The sequence below is a fragment of the Streptomyces sp. NPDC030183 genome (genome assembly GCF_055573455.1).
This window is the reverse complement of record NZ_JBVIBK010000008.1, coordinates 280,033-302,846: the sequence shown is the minus strand read 5'-3', so window position 1 is coordinate 302,846 and position 22,814 is coordinate 280,033. Positions and strand designations below refer to the sequence as shown.

Here is a 22,814-nt window from a genome sequence, read left to right as displayed (position 1 = left end):
GTACACGGGTCAGGGCCCGGCACGCCGAGAGCACGCACCTGACGCCGCGGGGCCGCCCTCCGGGCGACGGCGGGAATTTGACGACAGGGCCTAGGACGCGGTGGCGTCGAGGACCTGCATGCGGGCGTCCAGCAGGGCGGCGGCGGTGAAGAGCTCCACGCCGACCGTGATGGCGTGTTCGTCCGCGTCGAAGTCGCCCTGGTGGAGGTCGCGGACCGTGAGGTCGCCCGGTCGGCGGACACCCAGGCGGGCCATCGCGCCCGGGACGTGCTCCAGGTACCAGGAGAAGTCCTCGCCGCCGAGGCTCTGCTCGGTGTCCTCGACGGCCGTGGCGCCACGGCGGGCGACCATGGCGTCGTGGATCAGCTCGGTGACGACGGGGTCGTTGACGACCGGCGGGACGCCCCGGACGTAGTTGATCTCGGACTTGGCGCGGTGCAGGGTCGCGACCTCGGCGATCGCCTCGTGCACCAGGTCGGGCGCCTGCCGCCAGGCGTTGATGTCGAGGCAGCGCACGGTGCCGGACAGCTCGGCGTGCTGCGGGATCACGTTCGGGGCGTGGCCCGACTCGACGCGGCCCCAGGTCACGGAGAGTCCGCTGCGGGCGTCGACCCGGCGGGCGACCAGCGCCGGCACGTCGGTGACGACGCGGGCGGCCGCCGTGACGAGGTCGGTGGTCAGATGGGGGCGGGCGGTGTGGCCGCCGGGGCCGTCGAGGGCGATCTCCAGGCGGTCGCAGGCCGAGGTGATGGGACCGTGACGCAGCCCGATACGGCCGGCGTCGACCCTCGGGTCGCAGTGCACGGCGATGATCCGTCCGACGCCTTCGAGGGCGCCGCTCTTGATCACGTCGCCCGCGCCGCCGGGGAGGACCTCTTCGGCGGGCTGGAAGATCAGCCGTACGGGTCGCGGCAGCTGCCCCTTGCGGTGCAGGTCGGCGAGGACGAGCCCGGCGCCGAGCACGACGGTGGTGTGCACGTCGTGGCCGCAGGCGTGGGCGCGGTCCGGGACGGTGGAGCGGTACTCGCAGTCCACCTTGGTGTCGGGGATGGGCAGCGCGTCGATGTCGGCGCGCATCGCGAGGCGGGGACGGCCACCGTCCCAGTCGCCGATGTCACAGATGAGTCCGGTTCCGCTGTCGAGCACACGCGGGCGGAGCCCCGCCTTCTCCAGGCGGGCCTTGATCGCGGCGGTCGTGCGGAACTCCTGGTTTCCGAGCTCCGGGTGCATGTGCAAGTCGCGGCGGAACGCGACGAGTTCGGCACGCAGGGCTTCGGGCAGGGTGCCGGGGAGGGCGGCTTCGGCTTCCCCTGGCAGATCGGCCTCGGACTCTCGGGACATCAGTTGGTTCACCCTCTGAAGGGTAGGGCGATCAGGCGACCATCTAACCCTCGATCAACAAAAAATCAGCCCGTAAGGGGAAGATTTCTGGCCGCCCAACGCATACGTATGGGCAGGGATGGGTAAACCCGTCCGTCTTCGGAGCGGGCAGACCTCATGGACGGGACGCGATCGACGCGGCGCCGACGGCGCGACCCACCGGGATGACCGGGGCGTCCCTCCGGGAACGCCGGGGGTTGCCCGCGAATCCCTTCGTCCAAACGTCCGGGGGTACCCGAACGATTCCCACGTTCCACGGATACCACGTTCCGGGCGCTCTGATGTGCTGAATCCGTCCCCGTTGGGTGACTGTTCGACTACGGTGGGCGAGATTCACCTGGTACGGGGCCCGGACGTGAGATGGGGAGGAATGGGGCGACGGTGACCAGGGTCACGCCGGGGCGGCGTGGGGGTGGTGGCGGTCCGAGGCGGGTGGGTGACCGCGGGTGGCCACGGTGACGCCGGGCGCTGAGGTGGGCGGGACGGCACCTTGGGGTGCGTCGGGGGTTGGCCGATAGTCGTCCATGGCGGCGTCGGGCGGGGCGAACTCGGACGGGCAAGGTCGGGCAGTCCCGGACACGTACGTACGTGCTCCCAGGTGGACCGGGAACGCCGCGTGGACGAGGAAGGCCGTCACGGCGAGGAAGCCGTCACGGACGGGGAAGCCGTCCCGGGCGTGGCAGGGGTCGCCGTGACGCCGCGCGGTTGCCGTGGCGCTGCGGCGTCCCTCACTGCTCCCCGTCCGGCCCCGTCGCCTGTCCGGCCGCCCCACTCGTGCCTCCGGCCGCTCCCGATGCCCTCCCGTGCGCCAGGAGGAGGGCCGTGAGGGTGGCCGCCAGGGCTGTCAGGGCGGCCAGCGCCGGGATCAGGGTCACCGCCGGGCCCGCCGCCAGGCAGACCGTGCCGCCGATGACGAGGGACGGGGAGCGGCGGCCGGTCGAGCGGAGCAGGATCGCGGCCGAGCCGAGGAGGAAGAGGCCCGCTCCGCCCGCGAGGGCCCAGGCCGGCATGCCGTGCAGCGGCTCGGTCAGGCCGTAGTGGCCGGTGTCGGCGACCTGCTGGAGTGTCTTCTTCATGCCCAGGGCGGTGATCACCACGCCGGCCACCAGCGGCAGGTGGAGGAACGTGTAGACGTCGCGGGCCAGGACCGTGCGGGCGTCGCCGGTCAGGTCGGCCAGGCGGTGCTCCGGAGGCTCGCTCACGCCGTGGAAGTACAGGCGCCACAGCGCGGCCGCGACCAGCAGACCGAGGGACGCCGCGACGAGCACGGGGACCGTCACGGGGTAGCCGGTCACGCCGACGCCGATCGCGACGATCGACTCGCCGAGCGCGATGATCACGATCAGGCCGTGGCGTTCGGAGAAGTGCGCGGGGGAGGCGACCTTCCAGCCCGACCTGCCGGTGACGAAGATGCCCGCGTAGTCGATCGCGACGGCGGACAGCCAGATCAGGATCTGCGGCACGCCCTCGAAGGCCGCGCCCAGCAGCAGCAGCGCGAACGGCGGCAGGACCGACAGCAGGGCCGTACGGCGCAGGGTGGCGCGCAGGGCCTGGTCGTCCGGGTCGGAGATCCAGTACGTCGTCAGGTGCAGGACGCGGACCGCGCCGTAGCAGAGCACGAAGAGCAGCGGGGCGGGGAGGCCGCCCGGGGCGTCGCCGTAGACCTCGGGGACCGTCAGGGAGACGATCAGGACCACGGCCATCACCGACACCAGCACCGCGAACATGCCGCCGGAGTCGGCGCGGACGACGTTGCCGAGCCAGGCGAAGCAGCACCAGCACCACCACAGCAGGGCCAGGACGACCATGCCGCCCAGCAGGCGCAGGGCGGTGGGGTCGTCCGCCATCAGGGCGGTGACCTGGGTGATCGCGTAGACGAAGACCAGGTCGAAGAAGAGTTCGGCGGGGGTGACCTTGTGGCCGTCCGCCGTCGGTGTCAGCCGGACGCGTTCGCCGTGTGTCGTCACTGGTTCCCAACTCCCCCCATGGGTGCGGCACTTCGCCCGCACCCCGTCCACGCGGCACGATAACCGGGGAAGCCCGTGCTCCGGATACGCCGGCACCACGGGGTGCGGGGTCCCCAGGCCGACAGGGCCTACGGCACCGCCTGGATCGGTGCCACCGACGACAGGCGGTGTACGTCCCTCGCGGTGCCCGTCACTCCGGACAGGAAGCCCTGGGCGCGGGGGGAGGCCGTCTCGGTGAGCCAGCTGGGGTCGATGTCGCAGACGGCGACGCGTACGTCCGTGCCCGCCAGGGCGAGCGGCAGGGTGTGGACCACGGTCGACGGGAAGCTGAGGATGGTGCGGCCGATGGGGCCGCGGCGGGCGATCAGTTCGAGGGGGAGGTCGGGGCGCACGATCTCCAGGCCCGTCTCGGCCGCGAGGGTGTGGAGCTTGTCGGTGCTCTCGCGGCGGTGGGCGAAGTAGCGGGTCGCGCCGTGCGCCTTGGCGAGGGAGCGGACGGCTTCGAGGTAGCGGTCGCCGTCCACGACGCCGGTCTCCACCAGGGACGTGCCGACGAGGTCCGCGCCCTTGGTGATGCGGGGCGGGCCGAAGCGGGCCCGGGTCCAGGCGAAGTCGTTGGCGGTGACGGTGACCCCGTCGGGGGCCTCGTCGATCGGCATGGAGGAGAAGACCTCGACGCGCCGGCCGGCGGTCGGGGTGAGCCGTCTGCGGGCCTTGGCGGAGACCGGGGCGAAGACCAGGTCCCGGGGGCCCGGGCGGCCGCCCTTGCGGTGCCAGCGGACCAGGCGTTCGCCGCGGGCCAGCTGGGAGACGAACTCCATGGTGGCGGTGCCGTCGTCGACCACGACGACGTCCGGTGCCCTGGTGATCGTCAGGAGGAGCTGGACGTAACGGGAGAAGGGGTCGCCCAGGACGACGCGGCGGGCGGCGCGCAGCAGCGGGGCGAGCCCGCCGACGGTGCGGAACGGGGCCACCGTGCCGCCGCGCGCCTCCTCCCAGCGCACCTCGTGGCCCTCGTCCCGCGCCAGCTCCGTCATACGGCGCAACTGGCCCCGGGTCATGGGGTCGTTGGGCGACAGGACGACCAGGACGAGTCCCGTGCCGGACGCCCCGGGCGACGGTCGCACGCCGTAGGAGGCGGCGAGGCCGGAGGGCGCCCCCGGCTCGGAGGCCGGCCCCGCGCCGGGGGCCTGGCGCGTGCCGAGGGCGTGGGCGTGGGCCCACTCCAGCACGTTCAGGAGCTGTACCGGGCTCTCGACGAAGGCGAGAGTGTGGGGGCCGGCGGTTCCGGCGCGGGGGCTCATCGACGTTCGACCGTCGCTTCCCTTGGTGGGTGGGAGGTGGGTGTCAGACGCCGACCGGCTCGCCCGCCGCCGCCGCGATCTCCGCCTCGGCGACGACGCCGGTGACGCGGCGCAGCTTCTTCATGGGGCCGAGCTCGGAGTCGTAGACCTTCTTGACGCCGTCGCCGAGGGACGCCTCGATGGTGCGGATGTCGCGGACCAGGCGGGTCAGGCCCTGCGGCTCGACGGAGGCGGCCTGGTCGGAGCCCCACATCGCGCGGTCGAGGGTGATGTGGCGCTCGACGAAGGTGGCGCCGAGGGCGACCGCGGCGAGGGTGGTCTGCAGGCCCGTCTCGTGGCCGGAGTAGCCGATCGGGACGTTCGGGTACTCGGCCTGGAGGGTGTTGATGACGCGGAGGTTCAGCTCCTCGGCCTTCGCCGGGTACGTCGAGGTGGCGTGGCAGAGCAGGATGTTGTCCGAGCCGAGGACCTCGACCGCGTGGCGGATCTGCTTCGGGGTGGACATGCCGGTGGAGAGGATGATCGTGCGGCCCGTGGCGCGGAGCGCGCGGAGCAGCTCGTCGTCGGTGAGGGAGGCGGAGGCCACCTTGTGGGCGGGGACGTCGAACTTCTCCAGGAAGGCGACGGCCTCGGTGTCCCACGGGGAGGCGAACCAGGCGATCCCCTTCTCCTTGCAGTACGCGTCGATCTGGCGGTACTCGTCCTCACCGAACTCCACGCGGTGGCGGTAGTCGATGTAGGTCATGCGGCCCCAGGGGGTGTCGCGCTCGATGTCCCACTGGTCGCGGGGGGTGCAGATCTCGGGGGTGCGCTTCTGGAACTTGACGGCGTCGCAGCCGGCCTCGGCGGCGACGTCGATCAGCTTGAAGGCGTTGTCCAGCTCGCCGTTGTGGTTGATGCCGATCTCGCCGCAGATGTACACGGGCTGGCCGGGGCCGGCGATGCGCTCGGTACCGAAGGTGCGGAGGCGGGAGTTGATGGCAGACATGGCGACGTGTTCCTTACTTGTCGAGGGGGTCGAGAGAGTCGAGAGAGGGACCGAGGATCCAGCCGGCGATCTCTCGGATCGCGCCTTCGCCACCGGGGACGGTGGTGACCGCGCGTGCGGCGCCGCGCACGACGTCGTGGGCGCTGCCGACCGCCACGGGCCAGCCCACGAGGGCGAAGCACGGGAGGTCGTTGACGTCGTTGCCGACGTAGAGCACGCGCTCGGGCGCGATGCCCTGTTCCTCGCACCACTGCTTCAGGGCGAGGTCCTTCCGGTCGATGCCGTGGAGCACCGGGATCTGCAGCTTCCGGGCCCGGGCGGCCACGACCGGGTTCTGTTCCGTGGACAGGATCAGCATCTTCAGGCCGCTCCTGCGGAGGGCCGCGATGCCGAGTCCGTCGCCGCGGTGCACGGAGACGAACTCCCGTCCGTCGGAGTCGATCAGCACCCGGTCATCGGTCTGGGTGCCGTCGAAGTCGAGGACTACGGCGTCGATGTCGTCGTAGGTGGGGAGGGCGCCGGGCCGGTTCGCGTCGAAGAGCGGCGCGAGGGCCTGGGCGCGGGCGAGGTCGTGCGGGTCGTCGATCTCCAGGACCCGGGCGGGGTCGGTGCGGACGAGTTCCGTACGGCCGAAGAAGCGGTGCTGGTGCTTGCGGAGTCCGGCGGCGTCCATGGCGTACGCGGCGCCGGTCTCCAGCAGGTCCTGGGGGCGGTCCTGGCGGCGGGGGCGGAACGACTTGTCGTGGTTGACGCCGTAGCCGCCGACGGTGTCCGCGTCGTTCGCCACCAGGTCGTCCGTCGTGATCGCGGTCGGGTCCGTGCGGGCGGCCTCGCCGGCGGCGAGCTCGTCCGCCGTGTCGCGCCAGATGAAGCCGTGGAACGGGGCGACCGTCAGGGCCGTGTCGGCGCCGTGCTCGGCGACGGCGCGGGCCACGCCGTCGATGTCCTCGCGGAGGATGAACGGGCTGGTGCACTGGACGAGGAGGACCACGTCGACGGCGGCGCCGTGGAGCGCCTCGTGGGCGTCGAGGGCGTGCAGGACGGCGGCCTCGGAGGTGGCGGTGTCACCGGCGATGGCGGCGGGCCGCAGGACGACCTCGGCGCCGGACTCGCGGGCGGCGGCGGCGATGGCGTGGTCGTCGGTGGAGACGACGACATCGGTCACCAGCCGGGCTGCCTTGCACTCACGCACCGCGCGGGCCACCAGCGGCACACCGCCGACGGGGGCGAGGTTCTTCGCGGGGACGCCCTTGGAGCCGCCGCGGGCGGGGATGACGGCGAGGACGCGGCGTACGGAGGGCGCTCGGTCCGCTTCCGGGTGGGACATCAGTGGAGCTCCTTGCGGGGAGGACGGGTGGCGGCTCACAGCTCCCCCATCCGCCGGATGACGGGTGCCACGCGCTGCACCCCGTGCCGGTAGGCGCCGCGCGCCGCCCGGCGCACGATCTGCCGTACGGGCCCTGCCTGCCGGTCGGCGGCGGGCGCACCCGGCAGCGGGCTGCCGTCGGGGCCGAGGTGGTGGCGGGCGAGGATGCCGGGCAGATAGCCGGACGCGGTGACGGGGGTGTAGTACGGCGTGAGGGGCGGGAGTTCGGCGGCGGTCAGCTTGGCGATGCGGTCGCGTGCGCCGTCGAAGGCGGTGGCGTACGAACCGTCGGCCCCCACGCCCTGCCGGGCCACCCACTCGGGGTCGGGCGCCGGCTCGTGCCCGGCGTCCAGCTGGTCCCAGGAGGCCAGGCATCCGGAGCCCACGAAGTGGTGGTTGCCGAGCGCCTCCCGGATCCCGAGGTCGGTGAGGACCACGGTGGGGATCCGGCGGTGCAGCGACTCCAGGGCGGCCGTGGAGCTGATGGTGACGAGCAGGTCGGTGGTGTCGAGGACCTCGCCCATGTGACCGTAGACCAGGCGGAAGTTGGACGGCAGATCGGTCTTCTGCGCCAGCTTCTGGTAGGGCAGCTCCTCGATGTGCGTGGTGTGCTCGCCCGGCTTGGAGCGCAGCTTGAGCAGGACCTCGCGGTCCGGGTGCAGCCGGGCGTGCTGGATGAGCCGGTTCAGCAGGTACGTACGGTCCTTGCGGTTGTCCGGGACGGACGGCTGGACGGCGAAGACGACCGTGTAGGGCCGGCCCGCCCGCTCCGCGGAGGGCTCGTACGGCTTACCGCCGAGGAAGGGCAGGGCGACCTCGGTGACCGAGGAGGCGTCGGCGCCGACCCCTTCGTACACGGCCCGGAACCGGTCCGCGTCCTGGCGGGAGTTGGCGAGGACGAGGTCCGCGCCGTGCCGCAGCAGCAGACCGTCGGCGAGCTTCTCGTAGACGACGCCGACATAGCCGGTGACGACCACGGGCCGCCTGCTCCGGGCGCCCCAGGCGTGCCGCAGTCCGTGCAGCATCGCCTGGACGCCGCCGCCCACCAGGGCCAGCACGATGACGTCGTACGACTCGGCCGCCTCCGGCGTGCCCAGGGCGCGCAGGAACTCGACGCCGGTCACCTCGCGCAGGGAGTCGGGACGGACGCCGACCTCCTGGAGCTGGCGGGCGGTCGGGGTGGCACGGCCGCGCAGGAGGAAGCCGTCCAGGCGGATGTCCGCGCCCTCGGGGGTGAGGCGCTTCGCGGTGAGCGCGCCCCACTTCCACCGGGTGTCGGAATCGGCGAGGACGGCGACTCGCAGGCTGTTCGTAGCACTTGCTGGCACGTCGAAGACGCTAGGAAGGGATTCCGTTGATCGGCCCAACCCGAATGCAACAAAGGGTTAACAGCGCGTCGACGAATGGCGAATCGGGCCGTGGAACACCGGGAAATGCGCCTGGTTCACGGTACCGCCACGCGTCGTTCACCTGGCATCAAGCGGGTGGTCAAGACGAATGCCGGAGGGCCGCCTAACGTCACAGGGGTGGTCAAGCTCTCCGTCATCGTGCCGTTCTACAACGTGCAGCAATACGCGCCCGACACCCTGAAGAGCCTCAGGGCCAACGCGCGTGAGGACTTCGAATTCATTCTCGTCGACGACTGCTCGCGCGACGAGACACCGGACATCCTCGCGCGCGCGGAGCGTGAGCTGCCGGGCGCCGTGTATGTCAGACACGAGCAGAACGGAGGACTGGCGACCGCGCGCAACACGGGTATCGACAAGGCCCGTGGCGAGTACCTGACGTTCCTCGACGGGGACGACTGGCTCGCCCCCGGCTACTACCCGCAACTTCTCTCCGCCATCGAGGAGTTGGGGTGCGACTTCGTCCGCACGGACCATGTCCAGTGCACCGCGCGGGCCCGTTCGGTCCACCGGGTGCCCAACGGGCGGCGGGGCGTGGTGACGAACCCGCGTGACGCGATCCTGCCGGCGGACCGCTCCACCTCCGTCGACTACGCGTACGCCTGGGCGGGCGTCTACCACCGCCGGCTGGTCGATCGAGGGCTGCTGCACTTCACCCACGGGCTGCGGACGGCGGAGGACCGGCCCTGGATCTGGAAGCTGCACCGGGAGGCTGAATCCTTTGCGACGGTGGGGCTGCTGGGTGTCTTCTACCGGCGCGGAGTGGCCTCTTCGCTGACTCAGATCGGTGACGTGCGCCAACTCGATTTCATTCGCGCATTCGACCAGGTCATCGCGGAAACAGCGAAGGACCGGGACGCGGACAAACTCCTCCCCAAGGCCGTGCGCACATATTGCGCGATTATCTCCCACCATTTGGGATCCATCGAAAGGTTCGAGCCGGCGGTGGCACGGAAACTCAAGTCGATGAGCGCGGTCGCGTTGCGCCGAATGCCGCAGGACGTACTGGACGAGGCGCTCGACTCCATGGACGTCCAGCGCGCCACACGACTGCGCCGGCTGCGCCGCCGTCCCGCCCCGACGGGGGTCGCCGCGTGACCACGCAGATCTTCATGGCGTCCACGCTGTACGGCACGGCCACCCTGGCCGCGGCCCTGGACACCGAGTGCTTCCGCCCGGCCGGCCGGCGCATTCTGCTGATCTCCAACAACGCGGGGACACCGGAGACGGCCCCCGCCCTGGACGAGATGCCCGGCTTCGAGCGGCTCCGCGCCCGCTTCGACGACGTCATCTCCTGGAACGAGACCATCTCCCCGTTCCACCCGGGCGGCTGGTCGCCCCGCATGGACGACGTGCCCCTGTGGGAACGGCATCTGCGGCTGCTGTGGGGCCTCGGTGACGACGACGTCGAGCTGGCGGTGGAGTCCATCCAGGTCCACCCGGCGCTCGGCTTCACCCAGATCTTCACCGGCGCGCCCGTCACCGTGTACGCGGACGGCCTGATGAGCTACGGCCCCACCCGCAACAAGATCGACCCGCTGGTCGGCACCCGGATCGACCGCGTCCTCCATCTGGACCTGGTGCCGGGCCTGGAGCCGCTGCTGCTCACCGAGTTCGGCGTTCCGGCGGAGATCGTGCCGACGGACGCCTTCGTGAAGGTCCTCGCGGAGCTGGTCGACACCGGTGACGCGCTGCCCGCCGTCGAGGAACCGGCGCTGCTGCTCGGCCAGTACCTCTCCGCGCTCGGCATCCTCACCGCCGAGGAGGAGGAGGACCTCCACGTACGGATGCTGAAGGGCGCGGTGGCCCTCGGCCACACGCGGGTGGTGTTCAAGCCGCACCCCAGCGCCCCGGCGCGCTGGTCGCGCGGGCTGGAGCAGGAGGCCGAGCGGCTCGGCGCCGATCTCACCGTGCTCGACACGCCGGTCCTCGCCGAGGTGCTCTACCAGCGGATGCGTCCGGCGCTGGTGGTCGGCTGCTTCTCCACGGCCCTGCTCACCGCCTCCGCGCTGTACGACCTGCCGGTGGCCCGTGTGGGCACCGGGACCCTGCTGGAGCGGCTCGCGCCCTACGAGAACAGCAACCGGGTGCCGGTCACCGTCGTGGACGCGCTGCTGCCGGATCTGGGCGACCGGGCGGCGGTGGAGGCGCGGAAGCCGGGCATGAGCGTGGCCGACCTCAACCGGCTGGTCCGCGCGGTGGGGTACGCCATGCAGTCCAAGATCTACCCGTCGCTGCGCGCGGAGGCCGAGTCGTATCTGGCGAAGCACCTGAGCACGCACACCCTGCGCTACTTCAAGCGCCGCCGGCTCACGTCGCTCGGGCTGCCCGGCGGCATCCCGGTCCAGCTCGCGTTCATCCCGCGCAACGCCACCGTACGAAGAGTCGCGCGCCGGGCCAGGTCCCTCAAGCGAGCGACCCTGGGGTGAGCGCGGCATGACCGCGAAGAGCACGACGCTTCCGACGCTCTCACCGGAGGCGGGCACCACCCCGAGCACCACGCCTCGCACCGCCCCTCGCACCACCCTGGCCGCGACCCCGGGGACCTCCGCCGCGCGCGGCGGGGCCCGCCCCGCGCCCCGGCTGTACGCCCTCGACGGACTGCGGCTCCTCGCCGCCTTCTCGGTCGCGGCCTACCACTACGGAGGCCGCGACGGGGAGATCGGGAAGGCGTGGGGGGCCTCGCCCGCCGTGCAGTTCCCGACCGCGCACAGCTGGTTCGCGTACGGCTGGGCGGGTGTCCAGGCCTTCTTCGTGATCAGTGGGTTCGTCATCTGCGCGAGCGGCTGGGGCCGTTCGGTCCAGTCGTTCCTCGCGTCCCGCGCGGCCCGACTGCTGCCGGCGTACTGGGCGGCGGTCGTCCTCGTCGCGGCGGTCCTGGCCCTGCCGGGTGTCGCGTTCGCCCGGGTGTCGGCCAGCGAGTTCCTGGTCAATCTGACCATGCTCCAGATGCCGCTCGGCGCGGACCGCGTCCTCGGGGTGTGCTGGACGCTGTGGGCGGAGGTCCGCTTCTACGTCCTGTTCGCGCTGTGCGTCGTCCTGCCCGGGGTGACCCGGAGACGGGTCATCTGGTTCTGCGGCGGCTGGACGCTGGCCGCGACCCTGGCCGAGGCATCGAGGGAACCGTTCCTGCAGTTGGTGCTGATGCCGGAGTACGCGTCGCTGTTCATCGGCGGCATCGGCCTCTACCTGGTGCACCGGGACCGCCGGGACACCGCCGCCTGGCTGATCGTGGGGTTCAGTCTGCTGCTGAGCCAGTACCACACGGTCCGGGACATGTGGCACGCGCCGAACGACGCGTTCTTCTCGTACCGGCCCCAGTGGGGCATCGTCCTCGCCGTCACGCTGGGCTTCGTGGCCGTCGGCGCGGTCGCGCTGGGCCTCCTCGACCGGGTGAACTGGCGCTGGCTGACCACCGCCGGGGCGCTGACGTACCCCTTCTACCTGGTCCACGAGCACCTCGGCTGGCCGGTGGTCCAGGCGCTGCACCAGGGGCTCGGTCTGCCCTCCGCCGTCACGCTCGCGCTCACCGTGGCGCTGATGCTGCTGCTCGCGTGGCTGCTGCACCACGGGGTGGAACGGCCGCTGCAACCGCGGCTGCGCGCGTCACTTCAGGGACGCCGTCGTTGAACGTCGAATTGGCCGAGTGTTCATCCTGGTCAGGGGTTGGAAACGGCCTGCGCGGAGAGGCTCAGCAGCATCCTTGACCGGGTCGGGGGCTTCTCCTAGGTTCCTGGCCCGTTCGCCTGTTCGCCTCGTCGACGCAAGAGAGTCTTCTGTCCTCATGACCTCTGACATGACCTCTGAACAAGGCACGATCCGGCTACCCCGTGAACTCGACGACGTACCCGGCTGGTTCCCGGTGCTCGACCAGCTCCTCTTCAACTGGTTCCTCGACCGGCAGGAGGCCGCGGGCGAGCGGGGCGACCTCCTGGAAGTCGGCGTCTACATGGGCAAGAGCGCCATCTTCCTCGGCCGGCACCTCCAGGAGGGCGAGGCGTACACGGTCTGCGACCTCTTCGAGAGCGACGCACCCGACGACGCCAACGCGGCGGAGGCCACGAAGTCGTACCGCTCGACGCTGACCCGGCGGGCCTTCGAGGCGAACTACCTCGCCTTCCACGACGAGTTGCCCCGCGTCCTGCAGGGCCCCAGCTCGATCGTGCCCGGCGAGGTCAAGCCGCGCTCGTGCCGCTTCGTGCACATCGACGCGTCCCACCTCTACGAGCACGTCCAGGGCGACATCACCGCCGCCCGCGACATCCTCCTCCCCGGGGGCGTCGTCGTCCTCGACGACTTCCGCTCCGAGCACACGCCCGGTGTGTCGATCGCCGCGTGGGAGGCCGTGCTCAACCGGCGTCTGAACCCGATCTGCCTGAGCACCCAGAAGCTGTACGGCACCTGGGACGATCCCGAGCCGTTCCAGGACGCGCTGCTGGAGATGGTGGCCGGGCGCGACGACTGCCACCTCAGCAATCAGCGGGCCGCCGGGCACCGGATCATCCGGCTCAAGTCCAAGGGGATGAAGGCCCCGGCCTTCCCCAGGTCCCGGCACTGGACGGCCCCCGAGCCGGCGGCTGCGCCGGCCGCCCCCGTCGCCGCGCCACCCCGGCCCCGGCCGCCTCGCGGCGGGGCGCGCCGACTGGCCGTGGACCTGTTGCCGCCGGTGGTGACGAGAGCGATACGGCGGGCGCGGGCGGGGAGGGTCCCGGGGAAGTAAGGGCGCCGGAGCGGACGGGCGTTGGGGGGGGCGCGGGCGGGTTCTTCGTCCCTCTGAGGGTGGGTGGGCCTTCGGTGGGAGGCCGCTCCGTGTGGGGGTGACTGCGCGCCGCGTGTGGCTGGTCGCGCAGTTCCCCGCGCCCCTTTCGGGGCTGCGCCCCTCAGGGCCGACCCGCCCCCTCAGCGCGTGTCCCGGCCCCCTGCCGTCCTCATCGTGGCTGCGATGCCCGTCAGGACCGCGTTCAGGCCCTCCTCGAAACCTCGTTCGTGGTCCTGGAAGATCTCCCAACCGGCCTGCGCCGTCAGCGGGAACGCCTCCAGGCGCTCGGCGCGCGCCGCCAGGTCGTAGCCCTCCGCGCCGGCCGCCGGGTCCGGGCCCATGGCCTGTTCCTCGATGACGTAGCCGATCGTGTAGCTGTACGCCGTGAGCCAGGCCCGCGCGGCCGCCGCCGGAGTGAAGCCCGCCGCCGTGAGCATCCGCAGATGCGCCTCCATCGGCTCCGCGTACGACAGGTCGGTGAAGCGGGTCCCGCTGTACACCTTCGCGCCGTCGCGGTAGCGCAGCAGGTGCTCCCGCAGCCCGCGCATCCTCGCCCGCAGCACCTCCTGCCAGCCGGCGGCTCCCGCCGCGCCCTCTGCCGCGCCCTCCGCCGCGCTCTCCCCCGCGTCCGCCGACAGCCGCCCCCAGTCCGCCGCCATCCGCCGGACCATCTCGGTCGCCATCTCGTCCAGCAGGTCCTGCTTGTTCTTGAAGTGCCAGTACAGCGCGGGGGCCTGGACATCGAGTTCCTTGGCGATCGCGCGGAGGCTCAGCCCTTCCAGACCGACCTCGTTCAGCAACCGCAGGGCCGTCTCGGCGACCTGCTTCTTGTCCAGCTTCGGGGATTTCCTGGGAACCACGTTGACAGCTTAACGGCGTTAAGCGCATGCTGTCGCCCGTCGGAACTTAACGCCGTTAAGGAGAGTTCTCGTATGAGGACAGACACGCACACCACGGACGTCCTGATCGTCGGCGCGGGCCCCACCGGTCTCGCCCTCGCCGTCGACCTCACGCGGCGCGGTGTCCGCGCCCTGCTCGTGGAGCGGGCCGGCGCCCTGTTCCCGGGGTCCCGCGGCAAGGGCATGCAGCCACGCACGCTGGAGGTCATGGACGACCTCGGCGTGCTGGACGCGATCCACGCCGCCGGCGGCCCCGCGCCCGTCGGGATGATCTGGAGCCTCGGGCGCCGGCAGGGCGAGCACCGGATGTTCGACGAGGTGGAGGCGACCGAGGCCGAGCCGTATCCGGGGCCCTGGCTGATCCCCCAGTGGCGTACGCAGGAGATCCTGCTGGCCCGGCTGCGGGAGCTGGGCGGCGACGTGGTGTTCGACCGGGAGCTGGTGGGGCTGGACCAGGACGCCGACGGCGTCACGGCGTCCTTCACCCGGGGCCCAGGGGTACGCGCCCGCTACGCCGTCGCCGCCGACGGGGGCCGGTCCACCGTCCGCCGGCTCCTCGGCATCGGCATGACCGGCGAGAGCGTCGACCCGGCCCCGACCCTCGTCGCGGACGTGCGCATCCCGGCCCTGGACCGCGACCACTGGCATGTGTTCCCGCCCGCGGCCGACCCGGAGGACGCCCACGGCACAGCGCCTGCGGGGGCGGCACGACCCGCCCGGTCCGACTCCCTGACCGGCGGTTTCCTGGCGATCTGCCCGCTCCCCGGCACCGACGACTTCCAGCTGGTCGCCAACTTCCCCCGCGCCGAGACCATGGTGGACCTGTCCGCCGACGGCATCCGCAAGGTGGTCGCCGCCCGCTCGCATCTCGCGCCCGGGGATGTGACGGAAGTGCGCTGGGCGTCGGACTTCCGGCCCCGGGCCGCGCTCGCGGACCGCTTCCGCGAAGGCCGCGTGTTCCTCGCCGGGGACGCGGCGCACGTCCACTCGCCCGCCGGGGGCCAGGGCCTCAACACCAGCGTGCAGGACGCCTACAACCTGGGGTGGAAGCTGGGCGCGGTGCTGCGGGGCGGCGCGGACGAGGCGCTGCTGGAGACGTACGAGGAGGAGCGGCGCCCGGTGGCCGCGGGCGTGCTCGGCCTGTCGACGCGGGTCCACCGGGGCGAGGAGCGCCGGGGCCGCGCCACCCGCCAGCTCGACCTCGGCTACCGGGGCGCCTCCCTCTGTGTCGACACCCGCGAGAACCTGCCCCCGGACACCCTCCGCGCCGGGGACCGCGCGCCCGACGGCCGGCGCGACGGCGTACGCCTCTTCGACGCCTTCCGCGGCCCGCACTGGACGCTGCTCACGGTCGGCACCGAGGCGGCGGACCTCCCGGAGCCACGGGACGTACGACGGGTCCGCATCCCGGCCTACGAGGCGTACGGCACCGGCGTGTTCCTCGTCCGCCCCGACGGCTACGTCGGCTGGGCCGGCCGGACGGCGAGCGACCTGCGCCGCTACGCGGCCCGCGTGGGCCTCGCCGAAGCGTCATGACTGCCTAGGCGCCGCTGGCCAGCGACAGTTTGACCGCGAAGCCCAGGAACAGCGCGCCCGCCGCCGAGGTCGCCCCGGCCGACAGCCTCTTGCGGCGGCGGAACGCGGCGGCCAGCTTGGTGCCGCCGAATATCAGCGCCGTCAGATACAGCACGCTCGCGAGCTGGGCGAAGGCGCCGAGCACGACGAAGGAGAGCGCGGGGTAGGCGTACGCCGGGTCCACGAACTGCACGAAGAAGGCGACGAAGAACAGGATCGCCTTCGGGTTGAGCAGACTGATGACCAGCGCCCGCCGGAACGGCCGTTCGCCTTCCACGACCTCCCCGCCCGCCGCCTCGGCCACGGCCTGCCGCCGGCTGCGCCACATGCCCCACGCGGCCCGCAGCATGCCGACCGCGAGCCACGTCAGATAGCCGGCGCCCGCGTACTTCACGATCCCGAACAGCACGGCGTTGGCCTGCAGCAGCGAGGCCACCCCCGCCGCCGACAGGGTCATCAGCACGGTGTCCCCGCACCACACGCCCGCCGCGGCCCGGTACCCCGTCCGTATCCCCCGCCGGGCGGCGACGGACAGGACATACAGGGAGTTGGGGCCGGGCAGCAGCACGATCAGGACGAGGCCCGCCAGATAGGTGGGAAGGTCGACGACTCCGAACATGGGCCGCATTCTGGCACGGAGGTACGACAAACCGCCCCGGCGGTCAGAAGGCGTCCGACGGCACGTACGTGCCCCACACCTCGCGCAGGGCGTTGCAGACCTCGCCGACGGTGGCGCGGGCCTTGAGGGCCTCCCGCATCGGGTAGAGGACGTTGTCGGTGCCCTCGGCGGCCTTCTTCAGGTCGGCGAGGGCGGTGTCGACGGCCGTCTGGTCGCGTTCGGCGCGGAGCTTGGCGAGGCGCTGCGCCTGCTGGGCCTCGATGGCGGGGTCGACGCGCAGCGGCTCGTAGGGCTCCTCCTCGTCGAGCTGGAAGCGGTTGACGCCGACGACGACGCGCTCGCCGGAGTCGGTCTCCTGGGCGATCCGATAGGCGCTGCGCTCGATCTCGTTCTTCTGGAAGCCGTGCTCGATCGCGGAGACCGCGCCGCCGAGGTCCTCGACCTTCCGCATCAGCTCGACCGCCGCCGCCTCCACGTCGTCGGTCATCTTCTCGATGACGTAGGAGCCGGCGAAGGGGTCGACCGTGGCGGTGACGTCCGTCTCGTAGGCCAGGACCTGCTGGGTGCGCAGGGCCAGGCGGGCGGACTTGTCGGTGGGCAGGGCGATGGCCTCGTCGAAGGAGTTGGTGTGCAGCGACTGCGTACCGCCGAGGACCGCCGCGAGGCCCTGCACGGCGACGCGCACGAGGTTCACCTCGGGCTGCTGGGCGGTCAGCTGGACGCCCGCGGTCTGCGTGTGGAAGCGCAGCATCAGCGACTTGGGGTTCTTCGCCCCGAACTCGTCCTTCATCACCCGCGCCCAGATGCGGCGCGCGGCGCGGAACTTGGCGACCTCCTCCAGGATCGTGGTGCGGGCCACGAAGAAGAAGGACAGGCGGGGGGCGAAGTCGTCGACGTCCATGCCCGCCGCGACCGCCGTGCGCACGTACTCGATGCCGTCGGCGAGGGTGAACGCGATCTCCTGCGCGGGCGAGGCACCGGCCTCGGCCATGTGGTAGCCGGAGATCGAGATGGTGTTCCACTTCGGGATCTCGGCCTTGCAGTACTTGAAGATGTCCGCGATCAGCCGCAGCGAGGGCTTGGGCGGGAAGATGTACGTGCCGCGGGCGATGTACTCCTTCAGCACGTCGTTCTGGATCGTGCCGGTCAGCTGGTCGGCGCTGACGCCCTGCTCCTCGGCGACGAGTTGGTACAGCAGGAGCAGCAGCGAGGCGGGGGCGTTGATCGTCATCGACGTGGAGACCTTGTCCAGCGGGATCCCGCCGAACAGCACCCGCATGTCGTCGATCGAGTCGATCGCCACGCCGACCTTGCCGACCTCGCCGTGCGCGATCGGGGCGTCGGAGTCGTGGCCCATCTGGGTCGGCAGGTCGAACGCGACCGACAGGCCCATCGTGCCGTTGGCGATGAGCTGCTTGTAGCGGGCGTTGGACTCCACCGCCGTACCGAAACCGGCGTACTGCCGCATCGTCCAGGGCCGGCCCGTGTACATCGACGGGTACACACCACGGGTGAAGGGGTACTTCCCGGGCTCACCCAGCTTGTCCGCCGGATCCCAGCCCTCGAGAGCGTCCGGTCCGTACACCGGCTCGATGGGCAGTCCGGACTCCGACTCGCGCGCCATGGTGTGTGCCTCCGCGTTGTGTGGTACTCGGTGGTTACTCGCTAGTACAGACGACCCTCGCGACGGACTGTAGCGGCGGCCGTGCGCCCGGTGGAGTGGCACCCGTTGGGACCTTGCTCACAACCATGCCCCGTTGTTCGCGACGGGTCACCCCCGGGCAACCTTTCGGCAGACCCGGCCCGGCGGAGGGGCGGGCCCGCGCGCCCGCGCGACCGCGGCCGGAAGACGACAAGGAGCCGGATGCGTACCAGGGACCTGCGGAGATCGGTGGCCGCGCTCGCGGCGATCGCGGTGGTGGGCGGCTGCACGGGCCCGGTGGTGCGGGTCGACGGCGACCAGGGGCAGCCGGTCCGCGTCGACTCGACGGCCACCCCGGGCGGCGGCCCCCTTGCGGACGGCGGCGACGAGGCGGACGGCGCCGGAACCGGCGACGGCGATGGCGATGGCGGCGGCGACGACGAGAAGGGCGGGGAGGCGGGCGGGGAGGGGGCCGGCGGTCGGGTCGCCCCCTCGACCGCGCCGCCCCCCGGTGGCGATCCGGCCCCCGCCGTCCCGCCCAAGGTGCTGTGGTCCCGTGGCGACGAGGGGTTCGAGGTGCGGGAACTCCAGGCCCGTCTCCGGCAGGTCGCCTGGCTGCACGTCGGACCGACGGGGACGTACGACGAGCTGACCGTCCAGGCCGTGAAGGGTTTCCAGGGCAAGCGGGGGCTGCCGCGGACCGGGCGGACGGACACCGTCACCTGGGCGCGGCTGATGGGGATGACGCGGGAGCCGGGCAAATGGGACCTGTACGCGTTCGGGGGCCAGCCGGCGGCGCCGCCGGACCCGCGCTGCCTCACGGGCCGGGTGCTGTGCGTCAGCAAGACGAGCCGCACCCTGCGCTGGATGGTGGACGGCAGGACGCTGACGACGGTCGAGGTGCGGTTCGGCTCGCAGTACACGCCCACCCGTGAGGGCGTGTTCCACGTCTACTTCAAGTCCCGCGACCACTGGTCGACGCTGTACGACACGGCGATGCCGTACGCGATGTTCTTCAGCGGCGGGCAGGCCGTCCACTACTCGTCCGACTTCGCGGCCCGCGGCTACTACGGCGCCTCGCACGGCTGCGTGAACGTCCGCGACGAGGCGGCGATCGCGCGGCTGTTCGCGCAGGTCAGGAATGGCGACAAGGTGGTCGTCGCCTGGTGAGGGGCCGAGCAGGCGGGCCGGAACACCGGCCACGAGGGCCGCACGGGAAGTGATGTGCGTCACAGGACGCATAGCGGGAGGGCGCCGGAAGCGTCGCTGGGAGTACGGGGAGACCATGGGGGAATCTGGGGCGCGGGCGGGACCGGGGGAACGTGTCCCGCCCGCGCCTGGTGCACGAGCCGTAGGTACGGGGGGAACCCCGGCTCTGTGCGACGGCCGATGACCAGTCGGCTCACTCATTACTGCGGCGGGGCGGCCGAAAGTGTTACCCGTTACGGGAAAAAATTCTGAGCGTCCGAGAAACCGCAGGTCAGACCCGGTGAGAGGGCACATGGGCCCGGCCCGCGCCGAGGCCGGCGGCGATCATCCCGACCACGCCGCCCTGGCCCCGGTGGTGCTTGCCGCCCTTGCCGCCCCCGCCCGAACCGTGGCCGCCCTTGCCGCCCCCGCCCGAACCGTGGCCGCCCTTGCCGCCCCCGCCCGAACCGTGGCCGCCCTGGCCCGAGCCGCCCTTGCGGTGCCCGTCGCCCTTGCCGCCCTGGTTCCTGCCGTGGCCGTGGCCCTTGCCCTGCCCCTTGCCGCCCCGGCCGTGGCTCTTGCCGTTGCCGTTGCCGCGCCCGTTGCCCCGGCCGCGGTCGGAGTCGTCGTCCTCGTCGGACTCGGCCCCGGAGCGGTTCTTCGACCCCGTGCCGGAGGAACCGGCGGAACCCGACGAGCCACCGGCGCCCCCGCCCTTGTTGTTCGTGTCACCGGAGTTCCTGCCGCCGCCCGCGAGGACGCCGTCGCAGTACTTCTTCAGCCGGCCCTCGCCCTTGCCGCCGGAGGCGTCCTCCAGGCTGCGCCGGCGGCCGTCGTCCAGGTCCTTGCCGTTGCGGACGTCGCGGCAGGCGGAGAAGACGCCGCTCCACCACTCCGGGGTGAGGCCGCCCCGGTCGCGCCCGGCGTCGTCCGAGGTGCCGTCCTCGGCCCCGCCGGACTCCCCGCCGTCGGGGCCCTTCCCGCCGGAGCCGTCGCCCCGCGGTGTCGGGTCGCCCTGCGCCCCGCCGCCGGTGTCGCCCTCGCGCGACGACGGCGACATCAGCGGGCGGTCCGGCGACTCGGCGGGGGAGGTGACGGAGACGGGGGGTTCCGGTTCGTCGTCCCCGATCGTGCCCACGAGGACACCGCTGCCCGCCGCGAAGACGGCTCCGCCGAGCATCCCGGCGGCCAGCGACGCGACCAGCCCGAACCGCGCGGGCCGGCCCCAGCGGGCCCGCCTGCCGTCCGGAGCGGGCCGGCCGAGACGGACGAGACCGGCGTCGGCGACCGGCGCCGGAGTGTGGGTACGGCTGCCCCGCGCGGGCGCGGCGGTCTCGTCCCGCTGCCCCGCGCGGGCGGCCCTGGCGGTGCGGAAGGCGGCCAACGCGGCTTCCTCACCCGGCAGTTCAGCGCTCGGCGCGGACTCAGGGGCGGCTTCGGCGGTCAGCGCGCCGAGCGTCTCGGCGAGCCGGCCGGCCCGGGCGCGGGTGTCGGGGTCGACGGCTTCGACAGGCTCGCCACGCAGCAGCCGCTCCGCCACATCGCGGTTCAGCCACTTGTACTGCTCGTCGGCCATCACATGTCCTTCTGCGTCCGCGAACGCGTATGCGTCACACCGGCGGACGTAGCCGCGCGGGTACGCGGTTCTCTCGGTGGGGGCACCGCGTCCAGCGCGTCGCCGGATTCCGGATCGGCCTCCGCGGCCGCCTCCGGATTCTCCCCGATCAGCTCCGCGAGCCGTTTCAGGCCCCGGTGCGCGGCCGTCCGTACGGCGCCCGCGCGCTTGCCCAGCGTCTCGGCGGCCGTCTTGGCGTCGAGGCCGACCACGACGCGCAGCACGACGGCCTCGGCCTGGTCCTGGGGCAGCTGGGCTATGAGGGACAGGGTGCGGCCGGTGGCGAGTGCCTCCATCGCCTCGCCCGCCGTGTCGGACTCGGCCGCCCGGCCGGTCAGCTCGGTCTCGTCGCCGCCTATCGCGGGGCGGCGGCCGCGCATGCGTATGTGGTCCAGCGCGCGGTTGCGGGCGATCCGTGCGGCCCAGCCCCGGAACCGGTCGGCGTCTCCGGTGAACCGCTCCAGGTCGCGGGCGATCTGGAGCCACGCCTCGGAGGTGACGTCCTCCGCGTCCGGATCACCGACGAGCGTCCGTACGTACCCGAGCAGCCGTGGATGCACGGCCCGGTACACAGTCCGGAACGCGGTCTCGTCCCCGTCCTGTGCGGCAAGCACCGCGGCGGTCAGCTCCGCGTCGTCCCCCAGCACCGCGCCCCTCTTGCGCCTGAGCCGGCGCCGCTCTCGCGGCCCGGGTTCTCTCCGTCGTGGTCCCGATCAATGGTTGCGGTCTCAACCTCACCGGTGGTCAGAGCTGTGGTCGTCCTCCGCGATCCGGCGCGAATGGCACGTTACGGCCTGAAACCGCTGCCCGTCCATGTCCGTAGAACATGCAACTAACTCGTGATCCGGCGAGGTGTGACACAAATCGGGGGCGCGGCGCTGTAGGTAGTACGGGCCGCCGCGCGGCCCGTGCCGCGCGACGGTCGGGGCCTCTCCTGTGGGGGGTGGCGGCCCCGGCCGTTGCCATCGGCGGAGTCGGCCGGGTGTCTTGCGAGTACGGGGGTCTCGCGAGCACGCCGGCCTTACTTCGTTCCCGGGGCCTCGTCCGCCCCGTCGGCCCGGCCGGGCCCGTCCGAGTCCTTCGACCCGTCCGCCTGGCCGTCCTGGCCCCCTTGGTCTCCCTGGTCCGCCTGGTCCGCCTGGTCCCGCTGGTCCGAGGTGCCCGGCGCGGCCGGGTCCTGCGACCGGTCCGGCTTCCCGGTGGTGTCCCCGGCCGGTGCGCCCGCGCCGTCGGGCCTCCCCCCGGCCCCGGATCCCGTGGCCCGGCCGTCGGCCCCCGTGGACCGACCCGCCCCGTCCCGCTTCCCCGCGGAGTCCCCGGCCCGCTGCTCCCGGTCGCCGGCGTCCTCGGTGGCCCCGGTGGCCTCGGCGTCGGCGAGCCGGGCGGCGCAGTACGCCGCGACCTTCGCCGTACCGCCGGCCGCGTCCGTCAGCCACCGCCAGGCGGTGGCGTCCAGGGCCCCGGCCCGCCCCTCGGCCTTCTCCTCGTACGCGCGGCAGTGGGCCTCGGCGTCCCGCGTGCGAGCGGACCGGTCACCCGTCGAGGGGGCGGCACCCGGGGCTGCGGAGGCACCCGGCGTCGCGGGGGCGCTGTGGGGCGTCCCCGTACGGCCGTCCCGCTCCTCGTGCCCCGGCCCGGCGCCGTTGTCGTCGCGGGTGGCCGAGCCGATCGCCGCGAAGGCGACACCGCCGAGGGTGACGCTGGACAGCAGTACGGCCAGGGTGGTGCGGACGGAGAGCTGCACCCGTCGCCGCGGGTTGGGACGCCAGTCGTCCCGCCGCCGGGTGCGCGCGGTACGCGCCCCCTGCTCCCGCGCCGCCCGGAACGCCTCCAGGGCCCGCGCCTCCCCCGCGCTGTCGACCTCGACCCGCCCCCGCACGGCCACGGCGAGCAGGAGGCCGAGGGAGGAGGTGTCGGCGGCCGAGAGGTCGGCGGAGGTGTCGGCGGCCGAGAGGTCGGCGGAGAAGCCGGGGCAGGGGGTGTCGGCGGTGGAGGGACCGGGCTCGGCGAGGTCGGCGGGACGCTCGGTGCCGGGGGCCGGGGCGTCGTTCAGGGCACGGCGGCCGTCCTGGCCGGCCTCGCCGTGTCGTCGTTCGCCCATGTCCG

The 22,814-nt window shown here is 72.7% G+C and carries 18 protein-coding genes; 6 read left to right on the top strand and 12 right to left on the bottom strand.

Annotated elements, in window-relative coordinates; translation table 11 throughout:
- Positions 1 to 90 precede the first annotated feature (90 nt).
- The 6 genes from ACZ4Z2_RS12680 to ACZ4Z2_RS12655 form a co-directional block, all read right to left on the bottom strand.
- Entirely contained in the window at positions 91 to 1,341 is a 1,251-nt protein-coding gene (locus ACZ4Z2_RS12680; protein ID WP_468075093.1) for an amidohydrolase, read from the bottom strand.
- A 767-nt stretch (positions 1,342 to 2,108) separates the two neighbouring features.
- Positions 2,109 to 3,347, bottom strand: coding sequence for a low temperature requirement protein A (locus ACZ4Z2_RS12675; protein WP_468075091.1), 1,239 nt, complete (start codon positions 3,345 to 3,347; stop codon positions 2,109 to 2,111).
- Positions 3,348 to 3,475: 128 nt separating this feature from the next.
- Positions 3,476 to 4,651, bottom strand: coding sequence for a hypothetical protein (locus ACZ4Z2_RS12670; protein WP_468075089.1), 1,176 nt, complete (start codon positions 4,649 to 4,651; stop codon positions 3,476 to 3,478).
- Positions 4,652 to 4,694: 43 nt separating this feature from the next.
- Positions 4,695 to 5,639, bottom strand: a complete 945-nt coding sequence (locus tag ACZ4Z2_RS12665) for an N-acetylneuraminate synthase family protein (protein WP_468075087.1) — start codon at positions 5,637 to 5,639, stop codon at positions 4,695 to 4,697.
- 13 nt (positions 5,640 to 5,652) lie between these two features.
- Positions 5,653 to 6,966, bottom strand: coding sequence for a cytidylyltransferase domain-containing protein (locus ACZ4Z2_RS12660; protein ID WP_468075085.1), 1,314 nt, complete (start codon positions 6,964 to 6,966; stop codon positions 5,653 to 5,655).
- A 35-nt stretch (positions 6,967 to 7,001) separates the two neighbouring features.
- Positions 7,002 to 8,333: a DUF6716 putative glycosyltransferase gene (locus tag ACZ4Z2_RS12655; protein ID WP_468075083.1), complete on the bottom strand. Its 1,332-nt coding sequence runs from the start codon at positions 8,331 to 8,333 to the stop codon at positions 7,002 to 7,004.
- Between the two features lie 198 nt (positions 8,334 to 8,531).
- Here ACZ4Z2_RS12655 and ACZ4Z2_RS12650 point away from each other — a divergent pair, with 198 nt between their 5' ends.
- From ACZ4Z2_RS12650 to ACZ4Z2_RS12635, 4 genes are all read left to right on the top strand, one after another.
- Positions 8,532 to 9,509 carry a glycosyltransferase family 2 protein gene (locus tag ACZ4Z2_RS12650; protein ID WP_468075081.1) on the top strand — a complete coding sequence of 326 codons (978 nt, stop codon included), beginning with the start codon at positions 8,532 to 8,534 and terminating at the stop codon, positions 9,507 to 9,509.
- On the top strand, positions 9,506 to 10,840 hold the full coding sequence (locus ACZ4Z2_RS12645; RefSeq protein WP_468075079.1) for an alpha-2,8-polysialyltransferase family protein: 1,335 nt from the start codon (positions 9,506 to 9,508) through the stop codon (positions 10,838 to 10,840). The genes ACZ4Z2_RS12650 and ACZ4Z2_RS12645 overlap by 4 nt, the downstream gene beginning before the upstream one ends.
- A gap of 7 nt (positions 10,841 to 10,847) precedes the next feature.
- On the top strand, positions 10,848 to 12,041 hold the full coding sequence (locus ACZ4Z2_RS12640) for an acyltransferase family protein (RefSeq protein WP_468075077.1): 1,194 nt from the start codon (positions 10,848 to 10,850) through the stop codon (positions 12,039 to 12,041).
- Positions 12,042 to 12,207: 166 nt separating this feature from the next.
- On the top strand, positions 12,208 to 13,131 hold the full coding sequence (locus ACZ4Z2_RS12635) for a class I SAM-dependent methyltransferase (protein ID WP_468075076.1): 924 nt from the start codon (positions 12,208 to 12,210) through the stop codon (positions 13,129 to 13,131).
- 179 nt (positions 13,132 to 13,310) lie between these two features.
- Here the strand turns inward: ACZ4Z2_RS12635 and ACZ4Z2_RS12630 are convergent, their stop codons facing one another.
- Positions 13,311 to 14,030 carry a TetR/AcrR family transcriptional regulator C-terminal domain-containing protein gene (locus tag ACZ4Z2_RS12630; RefSeq protein ID WP_468075074.1) on the bottom strand — a complete coding sequence of 240 codons (720 nt, stop codon included), beginning with the start codon at positions 14,028 to 14,030 and terminating at the stop codon, positions 13,311 to 13,313.
- A 72-nt stretch (positions 14,031 to 14,102) separates the two neighbouring features.
- Between ACZ4Z2_RS12630 and ACZ4Z2_RS12625 the strand changes: the two genes are divergently transcribed.
- Positions 14,103 to 15,605 carry an FAD-dependent oxidoreductase gene (locus ACZ4Z2_RS12625; RefSeq protein WP_468075072.1) on the top strand — a complete coding sequence of 501 codons (1,503 nt, stop codon included), beginning with the start codon at positions 14,103 to 14,105 and terminating at the stop codon, positions 15,603 to 15,605.
- A 4-nt stretch (positions 15,606 to 15,609) separates the two neighbouring features.
- On the opposite strand, the gene leuE is transcribed toward ACZ4Z2_RS12625, so the two are convergent.
- Together leuE and ACZ4Z2_RS12615 are read right to left on the bottom strand one after the other, a co-directional pair.
- The gene (gene leuE, locus ACZ4Z2_RS12620; protein ID WP_468075070.1) at positions 15,610 to 16,263 is read right to left on the bottom strand and encodes a leucine efflux protein LeuE; all 654 of its coding nucleotides are present in this window, start codon (positions 16,261 to 16,263) and stop codon (positions 15,610 to 15,612) included.
- Between the two features lie 43 nt (positions 16,264 to 16,306).
- Positions 16,307 to 17,887, bottom strand: coding sequence for an acyl-CoA mutase large subunit family protein (locus ACZ4Z2_RS12615; RefSeq protein ID WP_468075068.1), 1,581 nt, complete (start codon positions 17,885 to 17,887; stop codon positions 16,307 to 16,309).
- 240 nt (positions 17,888 to 18,127) lie between these two features.
- On the opposite strand from ACZ4Z2_RS12615, the gene ACZ4Z2_RS12610 reads away from it, so the two are divergent.
- Positions 18,128 to 19,075: a L,D-transpeptidase family protein gene (locus ACZ4Z2_RS12610; RefSeq protein WP_468075066.1), complete on the top strand. Its 948-nt coding sequence runs from the start codon at positions 18,128 to 18,130 to the stop codon at positions 19,073 to 19,075.
- A 310-nt stretch (positions 19,076 to 19,385) separates the two neighbouring features.
- On the opposite strand, the gene ACZ4Z2_RS12605 is transcribed toward ACZ4Z2_RS12610, so the two are convergent.
- The 3 genes from ACZ4Z2_RS12605 to ACZ4Z2_RS12595 all read right to left on the bottom strand — a co-directional run bounded on the left by ACZ4Z2_RS12605 (position 19,386) and on the right by ACZ4Z2_RS12595 (position 22,809).
- On the bottom strand, positions 19,386 to 20,669 hold the full coding sequence (locus tag ACZ4Z2_RS12605; RefSeq protein ID WP_468075064.1) for a hypothetical protein: 1,284 nt from the start codon (positions 20,667 to 20,669) through the stop codon (positions 19,386 to 19,388).
- Positions 20,669 to 21,355: an RNA polymerase sigma factor gene (locus ACZ4Z2_RS12600; RefSeq protein ID WP_468075062.1), complete on the bottom strand. Its 687-nt coding sequence runs from the start codon at positions 21,353 to 21,355 to the stop codon at positions 20,669 to 20,671. Before ACZ4Z2_RS12600 ends, ACZ4Z2_RS12605 begins: the two co-directional genes overlap by 1 nt.
- Before the next feature lie 374 nt (positions 21,356 to 21,729).
- Positions 21,730 to 22,809, bottom strand: a complete 1,080-nt coding sequence (locus ACZ4Z2_RS12595) for a hypothetical protein (protein WP_468075060.1) — start codon at positions 22,807 to 22,809, stop codon at positions 21,730 to 21,732.
- Positions 22,810 to 22,814: the final 5 nt, after the last annotated feature.